Origin of the sequence: Myxococcus sp. AM011, assembly GCF_013372595.1 — a bacterium.
GTDB classification, from domain to species: domain Bacteria; phylum Myxococcota; class Myxococcia; order Myxococcales; family Myxococcaceae; genus Myxococcus; species Myxococcus eversor.
This window is the reverse complement of record NZ_JABXEM010000110.1, coordinates 14,277-33,389: the sequence shown is the minus strand read 5'-3', so window position 1 is coordinate 33,389 and position 19,113 is coordinate 14,277. Positions and strand designations below refer to the sequence as shown.

Here is a 19,113-nt window from a genome sequence, read left to right as displayed (position 1 = left end):
CTCCTGGAGGTACAGCCGCACCACCCCCGGGTACTGCAACAACGCGCTCGCGATGACAGCCGCCATCGCCCGGTACGCCTCGAACATCGCCTCCACGCCACGCGCCTTCCCGAGCGCCTGGCCGCACGCCTCCAACCCCGAGAGCAGCTCGCCCCGCACCGGCTCCAACAGCGCCTCCACCAGCCCCGCCTTGTCGACGAAGTACCGGTAGAACGTCCCCTTGGCCACGCCCGCCGCCTGGGTGATGTCGTCGATGGTCACCGCGTCCAGCCCCCGCTCCACGAAGAGCTTCAGCGCCGCGTCCTCCAACTCCTTCGTCCGCTCCCGCCGCGCAGTCTCCCTCGGGCCACCCGGCCTCCCCGGCCGCTTGTCCGCCTCCACGCCCCTGTCTCTCGTGCCGTCGCGGCTCACCATCGTGCGCTCCGACTCATTGCGTGATAGATAAAGAGTGACCAAATAGTCATGATATTGAGGGTGGGGTGTCGGCCGGGCGCCCCCCTGGAGAGCGACGATGATCGGCATCCCTCTGGGCTGGGCGTACTCCAATTTCGGTGAATGGGCGCTGCACAAGTACGTGCTGCATGGCCTGGGACGACGCCGGGGAAGCTTCTGGGGCTTCCACTGGCACGAGCACCACCAGGCGTCCCGCAAGCACGACATGCTGGATGACCAGTACCTGCGTTCGCTGTGGACGTGGTCCGCGCAGACGAAGGAGCTGCTCGGGCTGGCCGCCGTGGCCCTGGCGCACGCGCCGCTGTTCCCGGTGGCGCCCTTCTTCGTGGGCACCGTGTGGGCCTGCGCGGTGAACTACTACCGCGTCCACCGCCGCGCGCACCTGGAGCCCCAGTGGGCCCGGGAGCACCTGCCCTGGCACTATGACCACCACCTGGGCTCGGACCAGAACGCGAACTGGTGCGTGACGCACCCGTTCTTCGACAACGTGCTGGGCACTCGGCGCGAGTACCTGGGCGTGCAGCCCTCGGCCTCCGCGGTACCGGTGGTGCCCATGGGCACGGGGGAGCGCCTGACGTCCGCGTCCCCCGCGCACCCGTGACGCGGGTCTAGAAGACCAGGTCGAAGTAGTTCGCCTTGGCGCGCACGCCCGCGCACGCCTCCAGCCGCGCGTTCCAGTCCCGCGTGGGCAGCGAGCCGCGGGCATCGAAGACCAGCTCCAGCGAGTCCTCGCGGGCCATGTCCAGCAGGTTCACCGCGCCGCTGCCGGTGAGCCGGATGGACTGCGTGGGCGACGTGTTGGCGCGGCGGTACTCGCCGATGAGGATGCTCTCGCTGGTGCCCGGGCGGACCACCGAGACGCTCGCGCGCTCGATTCCGCTCAGGTCCGTGCTGGACGTCACCTCGAAGACCTTGAGGCGCAGCTCCGTCTCCACGTCGGTGTCCTGTGGGAGCACCTCGTCGAAGTCACCCAGGGGGAAGTCGAGCGAGTACTGGAGGCTGAGGGTGCCGGGGAGGGCGGCGGGGAAGTCGACGTCGGGCTCGGCCTTGCAGATCTCCTCGGCCTCCGCCTCGATGAAGAAGAGGGAGTCGCAGCCGGTGGCGGCCAGCGCACAGGTGGAGAGCACCAGGGCGCGGAAGGTATTCGTTCGCATGGTGTGTCTCCAGACTCAGAAGAAATAGAAGAGGAAGCCCACCTTCACGGAGGGGATGGTGGCGCGCACGGTGAGGTTGCGCGCGGTGATGTCCGACTCGCCCGTGGCGTCTTCGATGAGCGCGCTCGCGTCGTCCACGCCCATGCGCACGTAGCTCAGGCCCAGGTGCAGGAAGAAGTTGAAGCGGCTGGAGGCGCCGATTTCGAGCCCCACGCTGCCGGCGACGTAGTCGTAGCTGATGTCGCGGATGGAGGACGTGGCCGACGTGGGCGTGGCCCCCAGCCAGTCCACCACGTCGTTGTAGTCGGAGCCGAGGTAGTGCCCGCCCTCCACGTTGATGGAAGGGGAGATGAACGTCTGCATCGGCAGGATGCTGAGGCCGCCGCGCAGGCCCAGGCTCAGCGTGTTGGTGGTGGGGCCCGCCTGCAGTCGCAGCCAGGGCAAGGGCTTGAAGACCGCGGACACGCCGATGCCATGGGGCGCGCCCGCATCCACCAGCAGTCCCAGGCGGTAGTGCTCCGAGCCCCCCGTCTCCTGTGCGTGCGCGGCGCCGCCGGTGGCGACCGCCACGAGGCCAGCCAGGGCCGCGCCATGTCGTCGGAGGAATGCCGCACGTCGTCTCGTCGAAGGTGTTGCCGTCGTCATGTGCTGTTCCACGAAGGATGTCCGGCCCGGCGACCATCATTCGGCGGCACGCGCTGAAACGGAAGTCGCGTGGACGAAAATGATGTGCCCTCGTGTCCGAGGCGGGGAAAGCCCTGGCTTTCCCGCGCGGGTTTTCCCGGCGGAGCGGAGCGCTGCCGTGACATGCGGGGCAGGCGGGCGCGAGCCACCCACGCGCTCCGACTTCTCAACGCGGAGACTCGCACGCGCGGTGAAGAAGCGGTTAGAGTTCAGCTTCCAACAGAGCTCCAGGGGGCGAGGATGTCTCACAACAAGGTCACCGCGCGGAAGCTCACGTCGGGCCTCGGGTTGCCGACGGGTGAGGCCCACACCCTGGTCCTCAAGCGCCGCGCGGCCGTCGTGGTGGAGCTGGACGACCTCAACTTCCACTCCGGCAGCGCCGTGCTGCTGCCCGCGCCCCATGCGCGCGAGAACTGGCGCGAGGGCCACACGGGGGGACTGACGTGTGTCATCCGCGCGCTCGAGTACGCGCTGGAGAAGAAGCAGACGCTGCTCGTCGCCGGGCACACCGACAGCGTCGGAGGGGATGGCTCCAACCGCGCCCTGTCGAAGGCCCGCGCCGAGAACGTCCACCACTTCCTCACGGGCGACAAGGCGGGCTGGGCGGCCTCCTGCGCCGAGCACACCGTGCAGGACTATCAGACGGTCCTCACCTGGGTGGCGGACGAGTACGGCTGGAGCTGCGACCCGGGTGGCATCGATGGGCGGCACGGCTCGCGCACCACGGCGGCGCTCACCGCGTTCCGCAAGGGCGTGGAGGCCGCGCACGGCTCGAAGCCGCCGGACTCCCGTGCGCCGGGCGTGGAGGACTGGAAGGCCGTCTTCCAGCTCTATGAGACGTATGTCGCCGGCCGCGTGGACCTGAAGGCCGCGAGGGGCGCGCTGAGCTTCGCCACGCCCGCGGTGCTCGGGTGCGGCGAGGACTGGCCCATCGAAGGGCAGGGCCAGGACAACCTGCGCTCGCAGGTCAACCGACGCGTGGAGCTGGTCTTCTTCGAGGAGCCGCCGCCGGACTTCTCCCGCCAGAGTCCTCCGGGCGCGCAGCTCTACGGTGCCCAGGCCGGCTACCAGCGCAGCTATCTGCCCATCACCCCGCGCCACACCTTCTTCTTCTCCGTCTGAGGCGCTTGTCGCGCCGTCACCTCGCGTGGAGCCACCATGCCCGTTCCGGAAGTCCTGAGACTCTACGGACGTACCGACGTGTTGACCGCGGTGGGAGACCAGCAGCCGCCCACCAGCGCCCCGGCGTGGAACGCGGCGACGCGCCACCGCGACGTCACGCGGACCATCACCCTGCACTACACCCACGGCTGGGTGGCGGGGAACTGGCAGGCGCCCTCCACGGACTGGTACGGCGCCACCTTCAACATCGACCTGGATGGGACGCTGTTCCAGTGCGAGGAGATGATTGTCCGCACCAACCACGTGGGCGGTGCGCCCGACTTCTCCGGGCAGTACAGCTTCGTCAACCTCACGTCCATCGGCGTGGAGCTGGCGCGCTTCGGCAAGATTCAGCAGGGCCCCGCGCTCTACAGCGTCAATGGCTATCCTGGCATCGACTTCCAGACGGTGGCCACCTTCCCGGACGAGTGCGACTACAGCATGCATCCGGGCTCGAAGACGGGCGGCACGCGCCGCTTCAAGCTGGGCAAAATCAATGGCGGGACGGTGCTCCAGAGCACCAGCGCCAACCGCGCCTACTACTACATCAAAGTCGCCACGTTCGACGACGCGCGCAATGACAACCGCGCCACGTACCCGCTGGACGTGCTCTTCACCGAGGAGCAGTACCAGACGCTGGTGAAGTGGGCGAAGTGCATGTGCGAGATGAATCGCATCCCCAAGGCCTTCCTGCTGCATCCGGCCACCGGCGTCGAGCAGCCCTGGATTGACGTCCAGGACCTCATCGAGCTCAACACTCCCGCGGTGCTCCAGAACAAGGAGCGGGTGCGCTCCTTCCAGGGAATCATCGGGCACAACAACATCCAGGCGGACCGCTCGGACCCGGGCGCGTCCATGGACTTCTACCGGCTCAAGCGCGGCGTCAGCGACGAGTGGTGGTACCCCGTCAACCTGGACGACACGACGCGGGCGCTGAACTACCTGGAGACGGCGCGCTCCGCCGACTACATCGCGATGACGGCGTACAACGTCGCCAGCCGTCGCGAGGACTACTTCACCGCCTGCGAGGGCACGGGCGGCGGCTACTTCCCGGTGGGCCTCAATCGCCTGTGGCACGGCGGCGTTCACCTGGCTTCGGGGGAGAACGCGCGGCCCGTCTACGCCATGGCCAATGGCCGCATCGTCGCCGCGCGCGTCGCCAACGGGCTGGTGCAGGGAGTCGAGCCTCGCTACAGCCGCTGCTTCGTGCTCGTGCGCCACGAGGTGCACGTGCGCGAGGACGCGAACCGCGCGGGGGAAATCGACTACGGGGCCGACTCCACCGAGACGGTCTATTCGCTCTACATGCACCTGCGGCCGAACGTGATTGCGCGGAGCGATGTGGGGGCGCCGGTGGTGGACTACGCGGCGCATCCGGACTGGCTCAATCACTACCTCATCGACCATCCGACGGACCGGGCGCCCGACAACGGCGACATCTTCTATCCCGACCAGACCGTGCTGCTCAGTGACCTGGTGGGCCACTCGGGCACGTACATCACCGGACTGGATGCCACCGGGCCCGTGTATGGGCCCACGGTGCACGTGGAGGTCTTCACCACTGCGGACGTGTCCCGGTTCGCCGACAGCCCGTGGGTGGAGGCCGCCAACCGGATGGAGGACACCACCGAGGACCTGGTCTGTGATTTGCCCGCGTTGGATGACTGGCTCCAGGGGCGGGGCTATCCGCCCATCACCCAGGTCGATGTCCGCACCGCGGTGAGCGACTTGCGCCAGGTGGCCGTGCGCTTCCGCAGCGAGTGGAGCCTGGAGACGCGGGAGCAGCTCACGCAGACCATCGTCGTGGGGCAGCCGGCCGTCGAGGTGGCGCTGACGCAGGCGCTCACCAACGAGCAGTGGGAGGCGAACATCCGTCCCCTGTGCTTCCACACGGACATGCAGGCAGCCGCCACCGAGGCCGTCATCGGGCCCTTCCTGGGCGACTCGCACGTCTGGCACCTGCACCCGCTCGTATTCATGCAGTGGATGAACGAGCGCGTCGCGCGGCACGAGCAGATTCTGCGCTCCCAGGACAAGACGCGCGGACAGGTGGCGAGCACCATCGCCGTGGAGAGCGGGTACGTGGTGCGCTTCGTGAATCCCGTGCCCTCCGTGGCGCCGGCGCAGGGGTACGCGGAGGTCCGGTGGAATGACAACCTCTATGAAGTCACGGTGGACCGGCTCTGTGATTTGACGGCGCTGGCCGCGGCGCCGCAGCAGACGACGCGCTTCCGGATGCGTCTCTTGGATGCCCTGGAGATGATCAACGACCGTCAGCACGGCGTCACGGTGCTGCTGAGCCATGTGGCGGTGGAGGTCAACGCGCTGAGTGCCCGGGCGGGACAGCACCTCGCGGGGAACGCCGTGGATGTGCGCCCCGGCAATGGCACCACGGTGGCGAACTGGTTCGAGTTCTTCCAGACGGTGCAGCGCGTGGTGACGTACCTGAACAACCGCGAGGGCGCGGGGTCGGTGGAGCTGGAGATGTTGCAGGACGCCGACGGGACGGTTCGAGCCCAGGTGGACGCGACGGCGAACAGCCGGGAGTGGCTGACGCGGCTGCGCGCGGCGACGGCCGCCACGGATGCGCTCCTGACGGCCGTCACCCCCGAGTCCGCCACGCTCCAGGCCGAGCTGGGACAGATGCGCCTCCACCTGCACGCACCCTGAGGTCGGTGCCAAGATGGTCCTCATGCGCGCGAGCGACGAACGTCAACGGTCCAAGTGGTGTCCGCCTGGGAGGCTCGTCATGGCGAGCGGATTCGTGACGGAGGGCCGACGCAATCCCGCGCTGCTCGGGAGTCGCGGGAGGTCGTCCATGGTGCGTCGAGTGAGCGTGGTTCCTTCGCGAGGGGCCGGAGCCCGAGGCGGGGCAGTGTCGTCCTGGCGAACGTCGGAGGGCGTGGTGTGGCGTCTGGCGCTCGGGTGGATGGTGGTGGTGCTTCCGCTGCTGACCGGTGCCTGTCGGCAGGCGGTCGCCGCCGAGTCGTCCCCGCCCGCGCCTGTCCTCCAACAGCGGTCCTCGGTGGCGACGCCTGGCACCCCACCGTCCTCGACCGGACCCGTTCCTCCGCCACAGGCCGTGGGGACGCCACCCGCCACCGCGTCCGCTCAAGTCCCGCTGTTGCTCGGCGTGGACCCCACCCAGGCCATCCAGGACACGGAGTCGGCGTTGCAGTCCGTGCGCGCCGCCGTCGGACGCAAGGACTTCGCCTCGGCGGCACGGGACATCGAAGCACTCCTCCAGGCCGACCTCCCGCGCTTCGCCTCCCTCTGGACGAATGACGCCGGGCTCGCGCCGCTGCGTGACAGCGAGCCCGGACGGGCGTTGGCGGCGCGACTGCCTCGGCTCGAGGCCTCCTGGCGCACGGCGCTGAACCAGGGCCTTCCCCTGGTGTGGTGGAAGCCCGCCGCGCCACGGAGCGAGGAGGGCGACGACTCGGAGGCGTTCACGACGCCGCCTCCCGCGTTGCTCCGCGCGGGTGTCTATCTGCCCAAGCAGCGTCGCTTCCTGCCGGCGGGGCCCCAGGAACCCGGCGTCATCCTCGCGCGTCTGTCGGTCGACCGCGCGAGTGTGCTGCTCGTCCGGGGAACCCTGGGGTTGGGCCTGACGTCGATGCTCACGGACCTGGAGGTGAGCATCCGTGATGCCGTGACAGGCAACCCGATGACTCCCGTGCGGAGCCCCGCTCCGGACTATCGCGGCCCGGAGGCGCTCCAGTGGAGCGAGGCCCGAGGCAAGTGGGCCTTCCGCGTCCAGAACGGCGACCAGACGAATCCCACGCTGCCCCAGTTCAGTGGATGGCGCGACGTGGCCACCGACGGCAAGTGGAGCATTCGCTCGGTGTCGGCCCACGGAGAGCTCATCTCCGAGGGCTCGGTGCCGCTCGGACTCCCCGATGGCTGGGTGAGGGAAGGGAAGGTGCTCGTCGAGGAGTCGACGCGACGGAGCATCCCGCACAACACCGAGCCGGCGAAGCACCGCTTCCTCCAGGCCGTGACGGTGGGCGACACGCTCTGGTTGTCGGCCGTGGAGTCCTGGTGCGACGCCTCGACGCCGGAGCCGACGAGCATCCTCCGCCATGTCGTGGAGCGCATCTCCCGCGACAACAAGCGCGTGCGCGTCCATGAAGGGCCCGGCGGCGCTTCACTCTTGTCGCTGGGAGGGGCCCTCATCATGCAGGTCGACAAGGAGGCCCGGCGGTTTCCCTCGAGCACGACGACGTGGGAGGAAGCGACGGCCCTGCCAGAGGGTGTGCTGCTGACCACGCCCCTCCAGCCCAAGGTCTGTCACTCGCTCTGACGCTGTCCATCCTCCACGCGAGTCCCTGGCTCAGGGCCGCGTGGGTGCTGTCGGCTCGCGCCACAGGGGCAGGGTGATGCGGCTGCCTCCGAGCCAGGTGATGTCGAGCGGCACTTTCGCGTCGGCGATGGACTCGCTGCTGACGTCCTTGCCGGTGCCGTCATTGAGTTGCGCCTGCTTGTTGAGGGCGAGCATGTCGGGGCATGGAGGCTCGGCGAGAGGGTCGCGAAGATGACGCTCGAGCGGGCGCTTCTTGTGGCTTCGTGTGCGGAGAGCGCTTCACGGACATGCGCGTCCACCGGAGCCGTGCGCGGTGGAGGTGTGCGGGGGGCGCACCCGTTCGGTTCACGAGTTCGCGTTGGCTCTGTGCTCCGTCCGACGAAGCATGTGTCACGCGCGCCAGCGTGTTGAGCCCGCGACGGCGGCTCCGTCCTTCGGACCAATTACCGCTCCCCGCAGCAGGTGCCACCTTGCCAGCCCGGACGTCACTGGCGATGCAGGCACGTGAGCACCGGCCCAGGACCTCGGGGGACCGGATGATCGACGAAGTCGATCTGCGTTTGAAGTCGTGGGCAGGCCGAATCGCTGGCGATGCACCCGTGCATCTGGGGGCACCGGACCGTGAGGCCGTTGAGCGCGGCGTGTGTCTGTACCTGCTGGAGCTGGGGCCCGCGCCTCCCGCTCGAGGCGGGCGCCGGGTGCCGCTGCAGATCTCCGTCTGCTACCTGGTCACCGCGGGCGCGGAGTCACCCGAGCTCGCCCACCGCCTGTTGGGGGAGCTGGTCTTCTCGGCCATGGAGGAGTCGGAGTTCGAGGTGGACCTCACGCCCGTGCCCGCCACCGTCTGGGCGGGGCTGCGCATCCCTCCGCGTCCCGGCTTCCGGGTGCGCCTGCCCGTGCGCCGCGAGCGTCCGCAGCCCATCGTCCACCGCGTGCGCTTCCCCGTCATCACCCAGGCGGTGCCCGCCGAGGCGCTGCTCGGCTGTGTCGTCGGGCCCGGTGACGTGCCCATCCCCGGTGCGTTGGTGGAATTGCCCGGGCTGAGCCTGGTCACTCGCACCGACGACAAGGGCTGCTTTCGTTTTCCCCGCGTGCCGCCAGTGGCCACGCTGGGGCGGCTGGAGGTGCGAGCGAAGGGGGAGTTGCTCGCGCTGGGGCCGGAGGCGCTCGCCTCCGAGCCTCAACCACTGCTCATTCGCCTGCCGCTGAAGGAGGACTGACGTGCCGACGAGCTACCTGACGCCTGGCGTCTATGTGGAGGAGGTTCCCAGCGGAACACGCTCCATCCAGGGCGTGGGCACCACCACCGCCGCCTTCGTGGGCCGGGCGCCCGCTCACGGCGCCCGGCTGAATCAGGCGGTGCCCGTCAATGGCTGGGCGCAGTTCGTGAAGGAGTTCGCGCCTCCCGGCACGCCAGGCACGGCCCTGGCCCGCGCGGTGTATGGCTTCTTCGAGAACGGTGGCCGGCGCTGCTTCATCGTCAACATCGGCGACAGCGAGAGCATCGTCGGCGACGCGCGCAAGCGGCAGGGCGTGGCGGTGTTGGAAGAGGTCAGCGAGGTGGCCATGGTGGCCGCGCCCGGCTTCACGAACCCCGCGGCGTGGGACGCGCTCCTGTCCCACTGCGAAAAGATGAGAGACCGCATCGCCATCCTCGACGCGCCCGAGGACGTCGAGGAGGTGGAGCGCCTCACGAAAATCTACTCGGGCGACGAGGGCGCCGGCATCCGCTGCCGCATGTCCGACCAGGGCTACGGCGCCTTCTACTACCCGTGGTTCTCCACGCCGGACCCGCTCGGCGACGGGAAGACCATGGTCAACGTGCCGCCGTCCGGGCACATCGCGGGCATCTACGCGCGCACGGACGTCACCCGGGGCGTGCACAAGGCGCCCGCCAACGAGGTGGTGCGCGGGGCGATGCGGCTGGTGCGCGACGTGACGCCGGAGGAGCAGGGCGAGCTGAACCAGATGGGCGTCAACTGCATCCGCTACTTCCCGCGCGGCGGCATCCGCGTGTGGGGCGCGCGCACGGTGGCGGACGCCGCCAGCGAGTGGCGCTACGTCAACGTGCGCAGGCTCTTCAACTTCGTGGAGGAGTCCATCGCGCTGGGCACCAACTGGACGGTGTTCGAGCCGAACGACCCCACGCTGTGGAAGTCCATCCACCGCGACGTGAGCGCGTTCCTGCTGCGGCTGTGGCGCGACGGCGCGCTGATGGGCCGCACCAAGGAAGAGGCGTTCTTCGTGCAGTGCGACGAGCAGACGAACACGCAGGAGACCATCGACGAGGGCCAGGTCATCGCCGTCATCGGCCTGGCACCGGTGAAGCCCGCGGAGTTCATCATCTTCCGAATCGGCCAGCATGCGGGCGGGGCGGAAGTGGAGGAGGTGTCCAATGGCTGAAGCCAAGGCTCCCGAGGCGGCCCCGCCGGAGCAGGAGGCGGGCGCGCAGCCCGGCGCGCGCGCTGACCCGTTTCGCGCGTACAACTTCAAGCTGCTCATCGACGGGGTGAACGAGGGGCACTTCACCCAGTGCACCGGCCTGGAGGTCGAAGTCGCCGCGCTGCACTACCGCGAGGGCGGCGCGGGACCGGTGACGCGCAGGCTGGCGGGGCCCGTCACGCACGGCGACATGACGCTGCGCTATGGCGTCACCCAGTCGCCGGAGCTGTGGAACTGGTTCCTCGCGTCGATGAACGGCGTGCCGCAGTGCAAGAACGTGTCGGTGCTGCTCTTGGACATGGATGGGGTGACGGAGAGGCTGCGCTGGAACCTCAACGATGCCTGGCCGAAGAAGTGGCGGGCGGCGCCGCTGGATGCGCTCGGCCAGCAGATCGCCATCGACTCACTCACCCTCGTCTTCGAGTCCATCACCCGTGGCTGAGCCCGCGCGCGGACCCGTGCCCGGCGCGTGGCTGCGCGCCGTTGCCCGGAAGATGAAGGCGTGGGCGGAGTCCGTCCTCTCCGAGGAGGAGAGCGACTTCGCCGCCGCGCTCGCCCAGGCGCGCGTGCCGTCCGAGCCCGCGAGCCCCTCTTCCACCGACGGTGCCTCCGCCGCCTCCACGCCCGTCACGGTGACGGCGCCTCCCACGGGGCTGAGTCCGCCGGAGCACTGGATCCGCGATGTCCAGGGGCGGCGCACCCAGACGCCTCCCGCGGACTGGGTGGCCCGGGTGCGCAAGGTCGCGCCCCATCTCGTGGAGGGACTGGCGGAGCCGGAGGCGCCGCTCCCGGTGAATGAGTCCCACCAGTCGTTCCGGGCGCGGATGCTGCGCGCGAGCGAGCCCGACAAGTCCGCCTCCGCGCGGCCCGCGCCGGTTCGCGACGCCTCGCGGCCCGCAGTGCTCCCCGCGCCCTCCTCCCGCCGCGTCGCGCCGGGTGCTCCCGTGGAGCCTGTTGCCCCGGTGTCGATGCGGCGCGAGGTCAGCGGCCAGGGCCCCGTGAGCGCTCATCACGAAGAGCCGTCGCGGGCCTCGAAGCTGAAGCCCCTGGCGCCGGCGCATCCCTTCTCATCGCCTCCCGCGACACCGGCTCCCCTGGTGTCGGGGCGGTCCTCCAGTGAGGGGCCCGTCACTCCCGTCCCCACGCCGATGATGGGAGGGCAGCCCTTCGCCAATCCGGTGATGGTGGCCGCCTCGCCCGCGTCTCCCTGCGAGGTGTGCGTGCCTCCGCTGGGTGAAGAGGACCGAGAGCGGAGCCTGTGCGCCTCTGGATTTCACCAGGGCATCTCCGCGTCCCAGGCGCTGCAACGCGAGGGCTCGAGCATGGTGCCCTCTCCTCCGCCGCGTGCCGCGCCCGGGCCGACGGGCGAGCCGTGGCGTGTGCGTCGAGGCCCGGACGAAGCCCAGGCGCGAGAGGCCGAAGCGGTGCGTCGGGATGCGTCCCACGAACCCACGCCTCCGTTCGCGCCACGCACCTGGACGGATGCGGAGGAGCACTCCGCCTCGCGCTTCGCCACCCCGGTGGGAGAGGAGCCACATGGAGCCTCCGAGGATGGGGCCCCGTCCGAGCACGCCTCCTGGCCGGAGCTCCCCACCGCCCTGACTCCGGAGTCTCCGGACGTCGCCGAGGAGATTCGGCTGTGGACGCGGCTGCGCCGGCTCGAGCGCGAGCAGCGGGGTGACTGATGGAGCGCGTGGCCTTCCTCATCGAGCCTAGCGGTGAGCGCATCGGGTGTCTGCTCAACCCGGAGACGCTCGTCCTGCGCCGGGAGGCGGGCCTGCGTCCGAGGCGCGCGCTGGGCGGCTCGCTGCCGTGGGGTGGGCCCGGGGATGACCCGCTGCTCTTCACCGGGGGCGGCACCACCGAGCTGACGTTGGACCTGCTCTTCGACGTCTCGCTGTCCGGCTCCACGTTGGAGACGGAGGACGTGCGTGACCTGACCGAGCCCTTGTGGCGGCTGGCGGAGAACGGCCTGCGCGAGGACGGTGGGATGCGGCCGTCGCTGGCGCGGGTGGTGTGGGGCAAGCGGACCCAGTTCCTGGGCGTGGTGGCAGCGATTGCCGAGCGCCTGGAGCACTTCACCGCGACGGGAGCACCGCGTCGCTCATGGCTGCGCCTGCGAATGGTGCGCGTGGAGGATGAGACAGGCGCGCGGCAGCCGGTGACGAGCGGCGAGCCTCCGGACCCGGACGTGGTTGCCGCGGCCCTGACACCGGAGGACTACGAGGCGCACACGGTGCTCGGGGCCCAGGAGGGCGAGGACGGCACGCCCGCCTCGGGACAGCGCCTGGATGAAATCGCATACCAACGCTACGGCGACCCGTCGATGTGGCGCCTCATCGCCGGGCTCAATGGCATCGCCGACCCCTCGCGCGTTCCTCCTGGACAGGTGCTGCGCCTGCCCACTCCAGAGGCGCTCCGGAGGGTGCTGTGAGCCAGGTGCGGGGGCTGCCCGAGCTGCGCATCGAGGTGGGCGGCGCGCCGCTGCCGACGGGGGACTTGCGCTCCCTCGCGTCCATCCAGGTGTCGCAGCGACTGGCGCTGCCCACGCAGTGCGAGCTGACCTTCACCGACCCGCGCGGCGTGCTCGCCACGTCGGGCCTTCCTCCGGGAACCTCGCTGCGCGTGGCGGCCTCGTCCTCGCTGGAGGACCTCTTCCTGGGAGAGGTGACGGCCGTCGAGTTCTCCCATGCGCGGGGCGGAGCGCGCGAGGTGCGGGTGCGCGGCTATGACGTCCTGCACCGCCTGCGCAAGCGGCAGCCGGTGCGCGCGCACGTGCAGGTGACGTTGGAGGACCTGGCGAAAGAACTCGTCTCGGGGCTGGGCCTCTCCGTGAAGGCGGCGTCACCCGGGCCGCTGTGGCGCTACCTCATCCAGCATGGCCAATCCGATTTGGAATTGCTGGTGGAGTACGCGGACCGCTGTGGCCTGTTCCCGGTGCTCCATGGCGACACGCTGCGGTTGATGACGCTGGAGGGCGAGGGCGCGCCCGTGTCGCTGCTCCTGGGCGAGTCGCTGCTGGAGGCGTCCATCGAGATGAATGGCGACGCGGCCTGCCGCGAGGTGTCCGCCGAGGGTTGGGACGTGCTGCGCGCGGAGGCGCACGCGGGGCGCGCGGATGTACCTCGCGTGGGGCGGGACGTGGAGGCGGGAGTCTCGCCAGAGTGCGTGGGCGGAGAGTCGCGTCGCTCGCTGGTGGACGAGGCGGCGGAGGGTATCCCCCACGTCGAGGCCGCGGCGCAGGCGGAGCTGGACCACCGGGGCGCACGCGAGGTGGTGCTCACCGCCCTGGCCGAGGGCGACGCTCGGCTGCGGCCGGGCACGCGGGTGGACGTGGCGGGTGTGGCCGCGCTGGTGGCGGGCCGCTACGTGCTCACCAGCGTCATGCATCGCATCGACGCGCGGCAGGGCTTCGTCTCGGAGCTGTCCTCCGCGCCGCCTCCGCGAAGGCCTCGGGCTCGCGCCTCCGCGGTGACGCTGGGCGTGGTGAGCCGGGTGGATGACCCGGATGGACGGGGCCGCGTGCGCGCGACGCTGCCCGCATACGGAGGCGTGGAGACGGACTGGATGCAGGTGCTGGCGGCGGGCGGCGGCTCCGGCAAGGGGCTGATGCTGCTGCCCGACGTGGGAGACACGGTGCTGCTCGCCTTGGGCGGCGAGGACCCGGCGCGCGGCGTGGTGGTGGGCGGGCTGTACGGAGGCGGGGGGCCTCCGGACGCGGGCGTCGAGGGCGGTTCGGTGAGGCGCTACACGCTGCTGACGACGGGCGGGCACCGGCTGAAGCTGGACGACGAGAGCCGCACGCTGCGCCTGGAGGACGGCACCGGCAGCTACCTGGAGTTGTCACCGAAGGGGGTGCGGCTGCACTCGAAGGTGGCGATGGAGTTGGAGGCACCCGGGCAGGACGTGGTCATCCGTGGACGGTCCATTGACTTCCGGAGGGGCTGAATGCGCCTGCTGACCGTGGACGCGCTGGTGGTGTGTGCCCATGAGCTGGGGCGCGTGGGGCTGGTGAACTCGCAGCCCTGGGTGACGGTGGAGCGCCGGCCGCTGCTCGTGCGCGCGGACCCGGAGGGCCGTCCCATTGGCGGGTGTCCCAACATCGGCCCCACCATCAAGCCCTGCACCACCACGTTGAAGGTGCAACAGGGTTACTCAACGCTCGTCACCATCGACGGCAAGCCCGTCTGCCTGGACACGTTGATGGGGCTGACGGACGGCACCCCGCCCGGCATCGTGAAGTACAAGGTCAACGCGCCCGGCCAGACGCTGGTGACGGAGGAGCGATGAGCGGGCCTCGCTTCCGCACCTGGCGCTTCGCGCACCCGGACTTCGAGATGGCGGAGAAGTCCGGCCTGCGCGTGGCTCCCACCGGCCGCGTGGAGATGGTGGAGGAGCACGCCTCCATCCGTCAGGCCGTGCTGCTGCTGCTCACCACGGTGCCAGGGGAGCGGGTGATGCGCCCGGACTATGGCTGTGAGCTGCACAAGCTGCTCTTCGCCAACAACGACGACACCACGGCGGGGCTCGCCATCCACTACGTGCGCCGCGCCCTGGACCGGTGGGAGCCGCGCATCCAGGTGCTGCACCTGGACGCCACCCGGAGCGCGGAGGACGGCTTCCGCCTGGACGTGTCCGTGGAGTACCGCGTGCGCTCCACCGGCCGCACGGAGCGGCTGGCGTATCCCTACTCGCTCTCGGGAGGCCCGACATGACGTCGTTGCCGACACCCCGGCTCGACGACCGGAGCTTCGCGCAGCTCGTGGAGCAGGCGCGCTCGCGCATCCTCGCCCTGTGTCCCGAGTGGACGGACCTCACGCCGCACGACCCGGGCATGGTGCTGGTGGAGGTCTTCTCCCACCTCACCGAGACGATGCTCTACCGGCTCAACCGGCTGCCGGAGAAGGCGTACGTGGAGTTCCTCCGGCTGCTCGGCGTGCGCCTCCAGCCGCCCGCCGCCGCGTCGGTGCGCCTGCGCTTCTCCCTGGCCCGCGCCTCCGAGCGCCCCACGGAGATTCCGCGCAACACGCCCGTCACCCTGTCGCGCGCCGGCGCGGGCGTGGAGCCCGTCGTCTTCCACACGGCGGACGCGGTGACGATTCCGCCCGGTGCCACCCAGGTGGAGGTGCTCGCCTACCACTGCGACCCGGTGGACGGAGAGAAGGTGGGCGTGGGCACGGGCCTGCCGGGCCTCACCGTGCAGGTGAAGCGTCCGCCCATCGTCGCGCCCACTGGGGACTCGCTGGACCTCGTCGTGGGCGTGGAGGCGGGACCCGGCGAGCTGGATGCGCGAGCGCCGGCCCGTCGCCATGACGGCCGCACCTTCCGCATCTGGCGCGAGGTGGAGAACTTCGCGGCGCTGGGCCCGGACGAGCCGGCCTATGTCGCGGACCGGATGACGGGCACCCTCACCTTCGCGTCCTCGGTGCGACTGGCGAACGAGGCGGGCGAGCTGAACGAGCCGCGCACGCTGGCGGCGGTGCCCGGCGTGGGGCGGGAGATTCGCGTCTGGTACCGGCGCGGGGGTGGCGCCTCGGGCAACGTGGCGGCGGGCACGCTGGAGGTGCTCAAGGCGCCCCTTCCGGGCTTGAAGGTCACCAACCCCCGCCCCGCCACGGGCGGTCGGGTGGCGGAGACGCTGGAGAACGCGCTCCTGCGCGGGCCCCAGGAATTGCACTCGCTGCGGCGCGCCGTCACCGCCGGGGACTTCGAGCTGCTGGCGCTGCGCAGCTCCGGCGCGGTGGCGCGCGCCAGGGCCGTCACGCTGGCGCAGCTCTGGTCGCATGCCCCCGCGGGCACGGTGGAGGTGTTGCTCGTCCCGCATCTGCCGCCGGAGGTGCGCGGCGCTTCGGGCGAGGGAATCACCGAGGCGGCGCTGCGCGAGCACGAGACGGAGGAGGCCCGCGCGCGCATCCACACGGAGCTCGATTTGCGCCGTCCGCTGGGCACCACCTGCCATGTGGAGTGGGCGCGCTACAAGACGGTGCGCGTGCAGGCGCGAGTGGTGGCGCACCGCGAGGAGGACACGGCGGCGCTGCGCTCGCGCCTCACCGAGCGGCTCCACCAGGTGCTCACGCCGCTGCCCTCGGCGCTGCAGCCGGAGGGCTGGCGCTTCGGCCAGGCGCTGCGGGCCTCGCACGTATACGACGCGCTCCTGGCCGAGCCGGGCGTCAGCTACCTCGACAAGGTGCGCCTGCTGGTGGACGAGGTGCCCCGCGAGGTGCGCACGCTCGCCGCCGACAGCTTCCAGCCGGGCACCTTCTACGCGGGCGGCGGCGAGACGTTGTTCCGCACGGTGAACGACGCGGACGGCTGGGAGCGGGCGGGCCTCTTCCCCGGCGAGGACGTGGACGCGGTGGAGGCGCATCCCCAGCGCGCGGGCCTCGTCGCCGCGTGCGCGCGGCTCGTCTCCGACTCGAAGCGCTCCCGCATCCACATGTCCTACGACTGCGGCGAGACGTGGGACGACACCACGCACACGCTGGACGCGGTGGAGGACCTGACGTGGGCGGAGCGCGACGGCGTGCCGGTGCTGCTGCTGGCCACGCGCGTGGGTCTGTTCGAGCTGGTGTCGCGTCCGGGGGCCACGCCCATCCAGGTGCTGGTGGACCCCGCCAATCAAGACCTGGGCTTCTACGCGGTGGCCGCGACGACGGACGTGCGCGGCGCGGTGAACGTCGCGGTGGCGGCCATGGGCACGCGGGGCGTCTTCCTGTCGAGCGGCGGTGGACGCGGAGGCACCTTCCGTCCCATCGGCCCCAAGGGCCAGGACGTGCGCGTGCTGGAGGTCCAGAAGGACGGGCCTCGCTCCTTCCTCTGGGCGGGCCTGGCCGCGGCCAGTGGCGCGGACCCGGGCAAGGGCGCGCTCTGCTGGGAGCTGATGGGCAGCGCGGACCCTCCGGATGGGTGGCGCCCCTTCGACAGGAACTGGGATGGCGGAAGCTGTCTGGCGCTCGCGTTCAGCGGCTCCACGGTGTACGCGGGCAGCCACCGCGTGGGCGTGTTGTGGGTGGACTCGAGTCGCCCGGGCGCTTCCTGGCGGCGTCCCGACGTGGGCTGCGGCCTGCCGCTGCGCGAGGCGGAGCGCCTGTTCCAGCCCGTGTTCGCGCTGGCGGCCTCGCCCACGGGTGCGCCGCTGCTCGCGGGAGGACCGGACGGCGTCTTCCGGCGTCCCCGGGGCAGCGAGCGCTATGAGCCCGTCTCCACGCGCGAGTTCACCGAGAAGGTGACGCTGCCGCCCACGTGGCTCCTCAGCTCCGGCGCGCACACGCTGGAAGTGGTGACGGACGATGCGGAGCCCTGACATCCAGCGGCTCCTGCCGGGCGTCTTCCAGCGCACCGTGCTTCCGGGCTCGCCGCTCACCGCGCTCCTGGCGGTGATGGAGGCGCTGCACGCGCCCAGCGAGGACGTGCTCATGCGGTTGGAGTCCCACTTCGACCCGCGTCGGGCGCCGGACCGCTTCGTGCCGTTCCTCGCCCGTTGGGTGGGCATGGACCTGCCCGTGTCGACGGGCTTGGGGCGGCTGCGCGAGCTGGTGGCGCAGGCGGTGGAGATATCGCGCTGGCGCGGCACCGCGCGCGGCCTGCGGTTGTTCCTCACCACCGCCACCGGCCGCACCGACTTCCAGGTGGACGACGCGGTGCCCGGCGCCGACGGCAGGCCCCGGCCCTTCCACGTGCTGGTGCTCGCGCCCTCGGCGGTGGCCACCCACCGGCTGCTGCTGGAACGAATCATCGAGCGGGAGAAGCCCGCGTACGTCACCTATGAGCTGCGCTTCGCGCAGCCGCCTCAAGGAGCCCGTTGATGCCCCGCGCCTTCGACATCACCGCCGTGACGGACTCCGTCCGTCTGAACGCGACGGGACAAGGGGAGGTGGCCTTCACGGTGTCCAACGCGCTGCGTGCCCCCGTCCGCGCGCGAGCGTCCGTCGTCCCAGGCCCCGGCGCGAAGGCGGAGTGGGCCACCATCGCGAACGGCGACGAGCGGGACTTCGCTCCGGACGGCACCCAGCAGCTCAACGTGCAGCTGCGCGTCCCGCCAGGGACACCGCCGGGCCGCTTCACCTTCCACCTGCTGGTGGTGGACGTGACGAACCCGGACGAGCGCTACGCGGAGGGGCCCGCCACCGCCTTCGAAGTCGTCGCCGCGCCACCGCCCAAGAAGCCCTTCCCGTGGATGTGGGTCGCGCTGGCGGCGGGCGTCATCCTGATTCTGGGGACGGTGATTGGCCTCCTCTCGGGGGGCGGCGCGAAGCTGAACGAGCCCTGCCCGGATGGGGAATGCGACAAGGGTCTCACGTGCACGGGCCAGGATGGCGGCGCGTGCCTGGTGTCCGCGGGCAAGGCCTGTGACGGCGGCGCGATGTGCTCCACCGGCTTCTGCGACAGGCGGGGCGAGTGCCAACTGGCGCTGGGCCAGACGTGCGCGAGTCAGGGTGACTGCCCGGGACCGCTGAAGTGCACGGAGGTGCCCGGCTCCCGGCTGTGTCTGCTCGAGTCCCAGCAGGACTGCGAGCGCGACAGCGACTGCTCCAGCTTCTACTGCCGCGCCGACGGCAAGTGCAGTCGGGATGACGGGCGCTGCGAGAGCAACGTGGACTGCCGCCAGCCGGCGATTTGCGGCACCACGAAGCTCTGCCAGCTCCCGGATGGCCAGCCGTGCCGGTCCAACGAGGTCTGCCTCTCCGGCTTCTGCGCGGGCACCTGTCAGGTCGCCCCGCTGGGCTTCCAATGCCCGGGCCCGTGCCCCAACTTCACCGTCTGCAGCAATGGTCAGTGTGTCTTCATCCGAGGCCAGGTCCTCAACCAGGAGATGCTGCAGGTGTCCCCCCAGAATGCGGAAATCATGCGGCAGATGCAGCGACAACAGCGTCTGCAACAGGAGCTGCGCCAGCCGCAGGTCCAATAAGCCCGCGC

At 70.8% G+C, this 19,113-nt stretch carries 19 protein-coding genes; 15 read left to right on the top strand and 4 right to left on the bottom strand.

The genetic code is table 11. From position 1 onward, the window contains the following. On the bottom strand, positions 1 to 414 hold a 414-nt coding region (locus HUW62_RS22945; protein ID WP_176435620.1), incomplete at its 3' end, for a TetR/AcrR family transcriptional regulator. A gap of 97 nt (positions 415 to 511) precedes the next feature. Here HUW62_RS22945 and HUW62_RS22940 point away from each other — a divergent pair. Then, positions 512 to 1,054, top strand: a complete 543-nt coding sequence (locus HUW62_RS22940; RefSeq protein WP_176435619.1) for a hypothetical protein — start codon at positions 512 to 514, stop codon at positions 1,052 to 1,054. Positions 1,055 to 1,061: 7 nt separating this feature from the next. Here HUW62_RS22940 and HUW62_RS22935 read toward each other — a convergent pair whose 3' ends face one another. Together HUW62_RS22935 and HUW62_RS22930 are read right to left on the bottom strand one after the other, a co-directional pair. Continuing rightward, positions 1,062 to 1,607 carry a hypothetical protein gene (locus HUW62_RS22935; protein WP_163869025.1) on the bottom strand — a complete coding sequence of 182 codons (546 nt, stop codon included), beginning with the start codon at positions 1,605 to 1,607 and terminating at the stop codon, positions 1,062 to 1,064. Between the two features lie 15 nt (positions 1,608 to 1,622). Continuing rightward, positions 1,623 to 2,177, bottom strand: coding sequence for a hypothetical protein (locus HUW62_RS22930; RefSeq protein ID WP_240356904.1), 555 nt, complete (start codon positions 2,175 to 2,177; stop codon positions 1,623 to 1,625). Positions 2,178 to 2,531: 354 nt separating this feature from the next. Here HUW62_RS22930 and HUW62_RS22925 point away from each other — a divergent pair, with 354 nt between their 5' ends. The 3 genes from HUW62_RS22925 to HUW62_RS22915 all read left to right on the top strand — a co-directional run bounded on the left by HUW62_RS22925 (position 2,532) and on the right by HUW62_RS22915 (position 7,755). Next, complete coding sequence (locus HUW62_RS22925) at positions 2,532 to 3,413, top strand: OmpA family protein (RefSeq protein ID WP_163869027.1); 882 nt, start codon at positions 2,532 to 2,534, stop codon at positions 3,411 to 3,413. 36 nt (positions 3,414 to 3,449) lie between these two features. After that, the gene (locus HUW62_RS22920; RefSeq protein ID WP_176435618.1) at positions 3,450 to 6,122 is read left to right on the top strand and encodes an N-acetylmuramoyl-L-alanine amidase; all 2,673 of its coding nucleotides are present in this window, start codon (positions 3,450 to 3,452) and stop codon (positions 6,120 to 6,122) included. Positions 6,123 to 6,327: 205 nt separating this feature from the next. After that, positions 6,328 to 7,755, top strand: coding sequence for a hypothetical protein (locus HUW62_RS22915; RefSeq protein ID WP_176435617.1), 1,428 nt, complete (start codon positions 6,328 to 6,330; stop codon positions 7,753 to 7,755). 30 nt (positions 7,756 to 7,785) lie between these two features. On the opposite strand, the gene HUW62_RS22910 is transcribed toward HUW62_RS22915, so the two are convergent. After that, positions 7,786 to 7,950 carry a hypothetical protein gene (locus HUW62_RS22910; protein WP_176435616.1) on the bottom strand — a complete coding sequence of 55 codons (165 nt, stop codon included), beginning with the start codon at positions 7,948 to 7,950 and terminating at the stop codon, positions 7,786 to 7,788. 275 nt (positions 7,951 to 8,225) lie between these two features. Here HUW62_RS22910 and HUW62_RS22905 point away from each other — a divergent pair, with 275 nt between their 5' ends. The 11 genes from HUW62_RS22905 to HUW62_RS22855 are packed head-to-tail and all read left to right on the top strand — an operon-like array spanning position 8,226 to position 19,105. Beyond that, a complete protein-coding gene (locus HUW62_RS22905) occupies positions 8,226 to 8,975 on the top strand; it encodes a carboxypeptidase-like regulatory domain-containing protein (protein ID WP_255203588.1) in 750 nt (249 codons plus the stop codon). Position 8,976: 1 nt separating this feature from the next. Continuing rightward, positions 8,977 to 10,158: a phage tail sheath family protein gene (locus HUW62_RS22900; protein ID WP_163869032.1), complete on the top strand. Its 1,182-nt coding sequence runs from the start codon at positions 8,977 to 8,979 to the stop codon at positions 10,156 to 10,158. Beyond that, entirely contained in the window at positions 10,151 to 10,639 is a 489-nt protein-coding gene (locus HUW62_RS22895; RefSeq protein ID WP_163869033.1) for a phage tail protein, read from the top strand. The genes HUW62_RS22900 and HUW62_RS22895 overlap by 8 nt, the downstream gene beginning before the upstream one ends. After that, entirely contained in the window at positions 10,632 to 11,882 is a 1,251-nt protein-coding gene (locus tag HUW62_RS22890; protein ID WP_176435615.1) for a hypothetical protein, read from the top strand. Before HUW62_RS22895 ends, HUW62_RS22890 begins: the two co-directional genes overlap by 8 nt. Then, positions 11,882 to 12,631, top strand: coding sequence for a hypothetical protein (locus HUW62_RS22885; RefSeq protein ID WP_176435614.1), 750 nt, complete (start codon positions 11,882 to 11,884; stop codon positions 12,629 to 12,631). The genes HUW62_RS22890 and HUW62_RS22885 overlap by 1 nt, the downstream gene beginning before the upstream one ends. Continuing rightward, positions 12,628 to 14,145, top strand: coding sequence for a phage baseplate assembly protein V (locus HUW62_RS50040; RefSeq protein WP_163869036.1), 1,518 nt, complete (start codon positions 12,628 to 12,630; stop codon positions 14,143 to 14,145). The genes HUW62_RS22885 and HUW62_RS50040 overlap by 4 nt, the downstream gene beginning before the upstream one ends. Further along, entirely contained in the window at positions 14,146 to 14,487 is a 342-nt protein-coding gene (locus HUW62_RS22875) for a hypothetical protein (protein ID WP_163869037.1), read from the top strand. Beyond that, the gene (locus HUW62_RS22870) at positions 14,484 to 14,912 is read left to right on the top strand and encodes a GPW/gp25 family protein (protein ID WP_163869038.1); all 429 of its coding nucleotides are present in this window, start codon (positions 14,484 to 14,486) and stop codon (positions 14,910 to 14,912) included. The genes HUW62_RS22875 and HUW62_RS22870 overlap by 4 nt, the downstream gene beginning before the upstream one ends. Continuing rightward, positions 14,909 to 17,500, top strand: a complete 2,592-nt coding sequence (locus HUW62_RS22865) for a putative baseplate assembly protein (RefSeq protein WP_163869039.1) — start codon at positions 14,909 to 14,911, stop codon at positions 17,498 to 17,500. The genes HUW62_RS22870 and HUW62_RS22865 overlap by 4 nt, the downstream gene beginning before the upstream one ends. Continuing rightward, positions 17,487 to 18,002: a phage tail protein gene (locus HUW62_RS22860; RefSeq protein ID WP_176435613.1), complete on the top strand. Its 516-nt coding sequence runs from the start codon at positions 17,487 to 17,489 to the stop codon at positions 18,000 to 18,002. The genes HUW62_RS22865 and HUW62_RS22860 overlap by 14 nt, the downstream gene beginning before the upstream one ends. Beyond that, complete coding sequence (locus HUW62_RS22855; protein WP_176435612.1) at positions 18,002 to 19,105, top strand: hypothetical protein; 1,104 nt, start codon at positions 18,002 to 18,004, stop codon at positions 19,103 to 19,105. The genes HUW62_RS22860 and HUW62_RS22855 overlap by 1 nt, the downstream gene beginning before the upstream one ends. Positions 19,106 to 19,113: the final 8 nt, after the last annotated feature.

Bases quoted from the DNA above. Each gene is read 5' to 3' on its own strand.
- HUW62_RS22895 (WP_163869033.1), top strand. From the start codon at position 10,151: ATGGCTGAAGCCAAGGCTCCCGAGGCGGCCCCGCCGGAGCAGGAGGCG.
- HUW62_RS22860 (WP_176435613.1), top strand. From the start codon at position 17,487: ATGCGGAGCCCTGACATCCAGCGGCTCCTGCCGGGCGTCTTCCAGCGC.
- HUW62_RS22865 (WP_163869039.1), top strand. From the start codon at position 14,909: ATGACGTCGTTGCCGACACCCCGGCTCGACGACCGGAGCTTCGCGCAG.
- HUW62_RS22870 (WP_163869038.1), top strand. From the start codon at position 14,484: ATGAGCGGGCCTCGCTTCCGCACCTGGCGCTTCGCGCACCCGGACTTC.
- HUW62_RS22940 (WP_176435619.1), top strand. From the start codon at position 512: ATGATCGGCATCCCTCTGGGCTGGGCGTACTCCAATTTCGGTGAATGG.
- HUW62_RS22885 (WP_176435614.1), top strand. From the start codon at position 11,882: ATGGAGCGCGTGGCCTTCCTCATCGAGCCTAGCGGTGAGCGCATCGGG.
- HUW62_RS22910 (WP_176435616.1), bottom strand. From the start codon at position 7,950: ATGCTCGCCCTCAACAAGCAGGCGCAACTCAATGACGGCACCGGCAAG.
- HUW62_RS22855 (WP_176435612.1), top strand. From the start codon at position 18,002: ATGCCCCGCGCCTTCGACATCACCGCCGTGACGGACTCCGTCCGTCTG.
- HUW62_RS22925 (WP_163869027.1), top strand. From the start codon at position 2,532: ATGTCTCACAACAAGGTCACCGCGCGGAAGCTCACGTCGGGCCTCGGG.
- HUW62_RS22935 (WP_163869025.1), bottom strand. From the start codon at position 1,607: ATGCGAACGAATACCTTCCGCGCCCTGGTGCTCTCCACCTGTGCGCTG.
- HUW62_RS22875 (WP_163869037.1), top strand. From the start codon at position 14,146: ATGCGCCTGCTGACCGTGGACGCGCTGGTGGTGTGTGCCCATGAGCTG.
- HUW62_RS22920 (WP_176435618.1), top strand. From the start codon at position 3,450: ATGCCCGTTCCGGAAGTCCTGAGACTCTACGGACGTACCGACGTGTTG.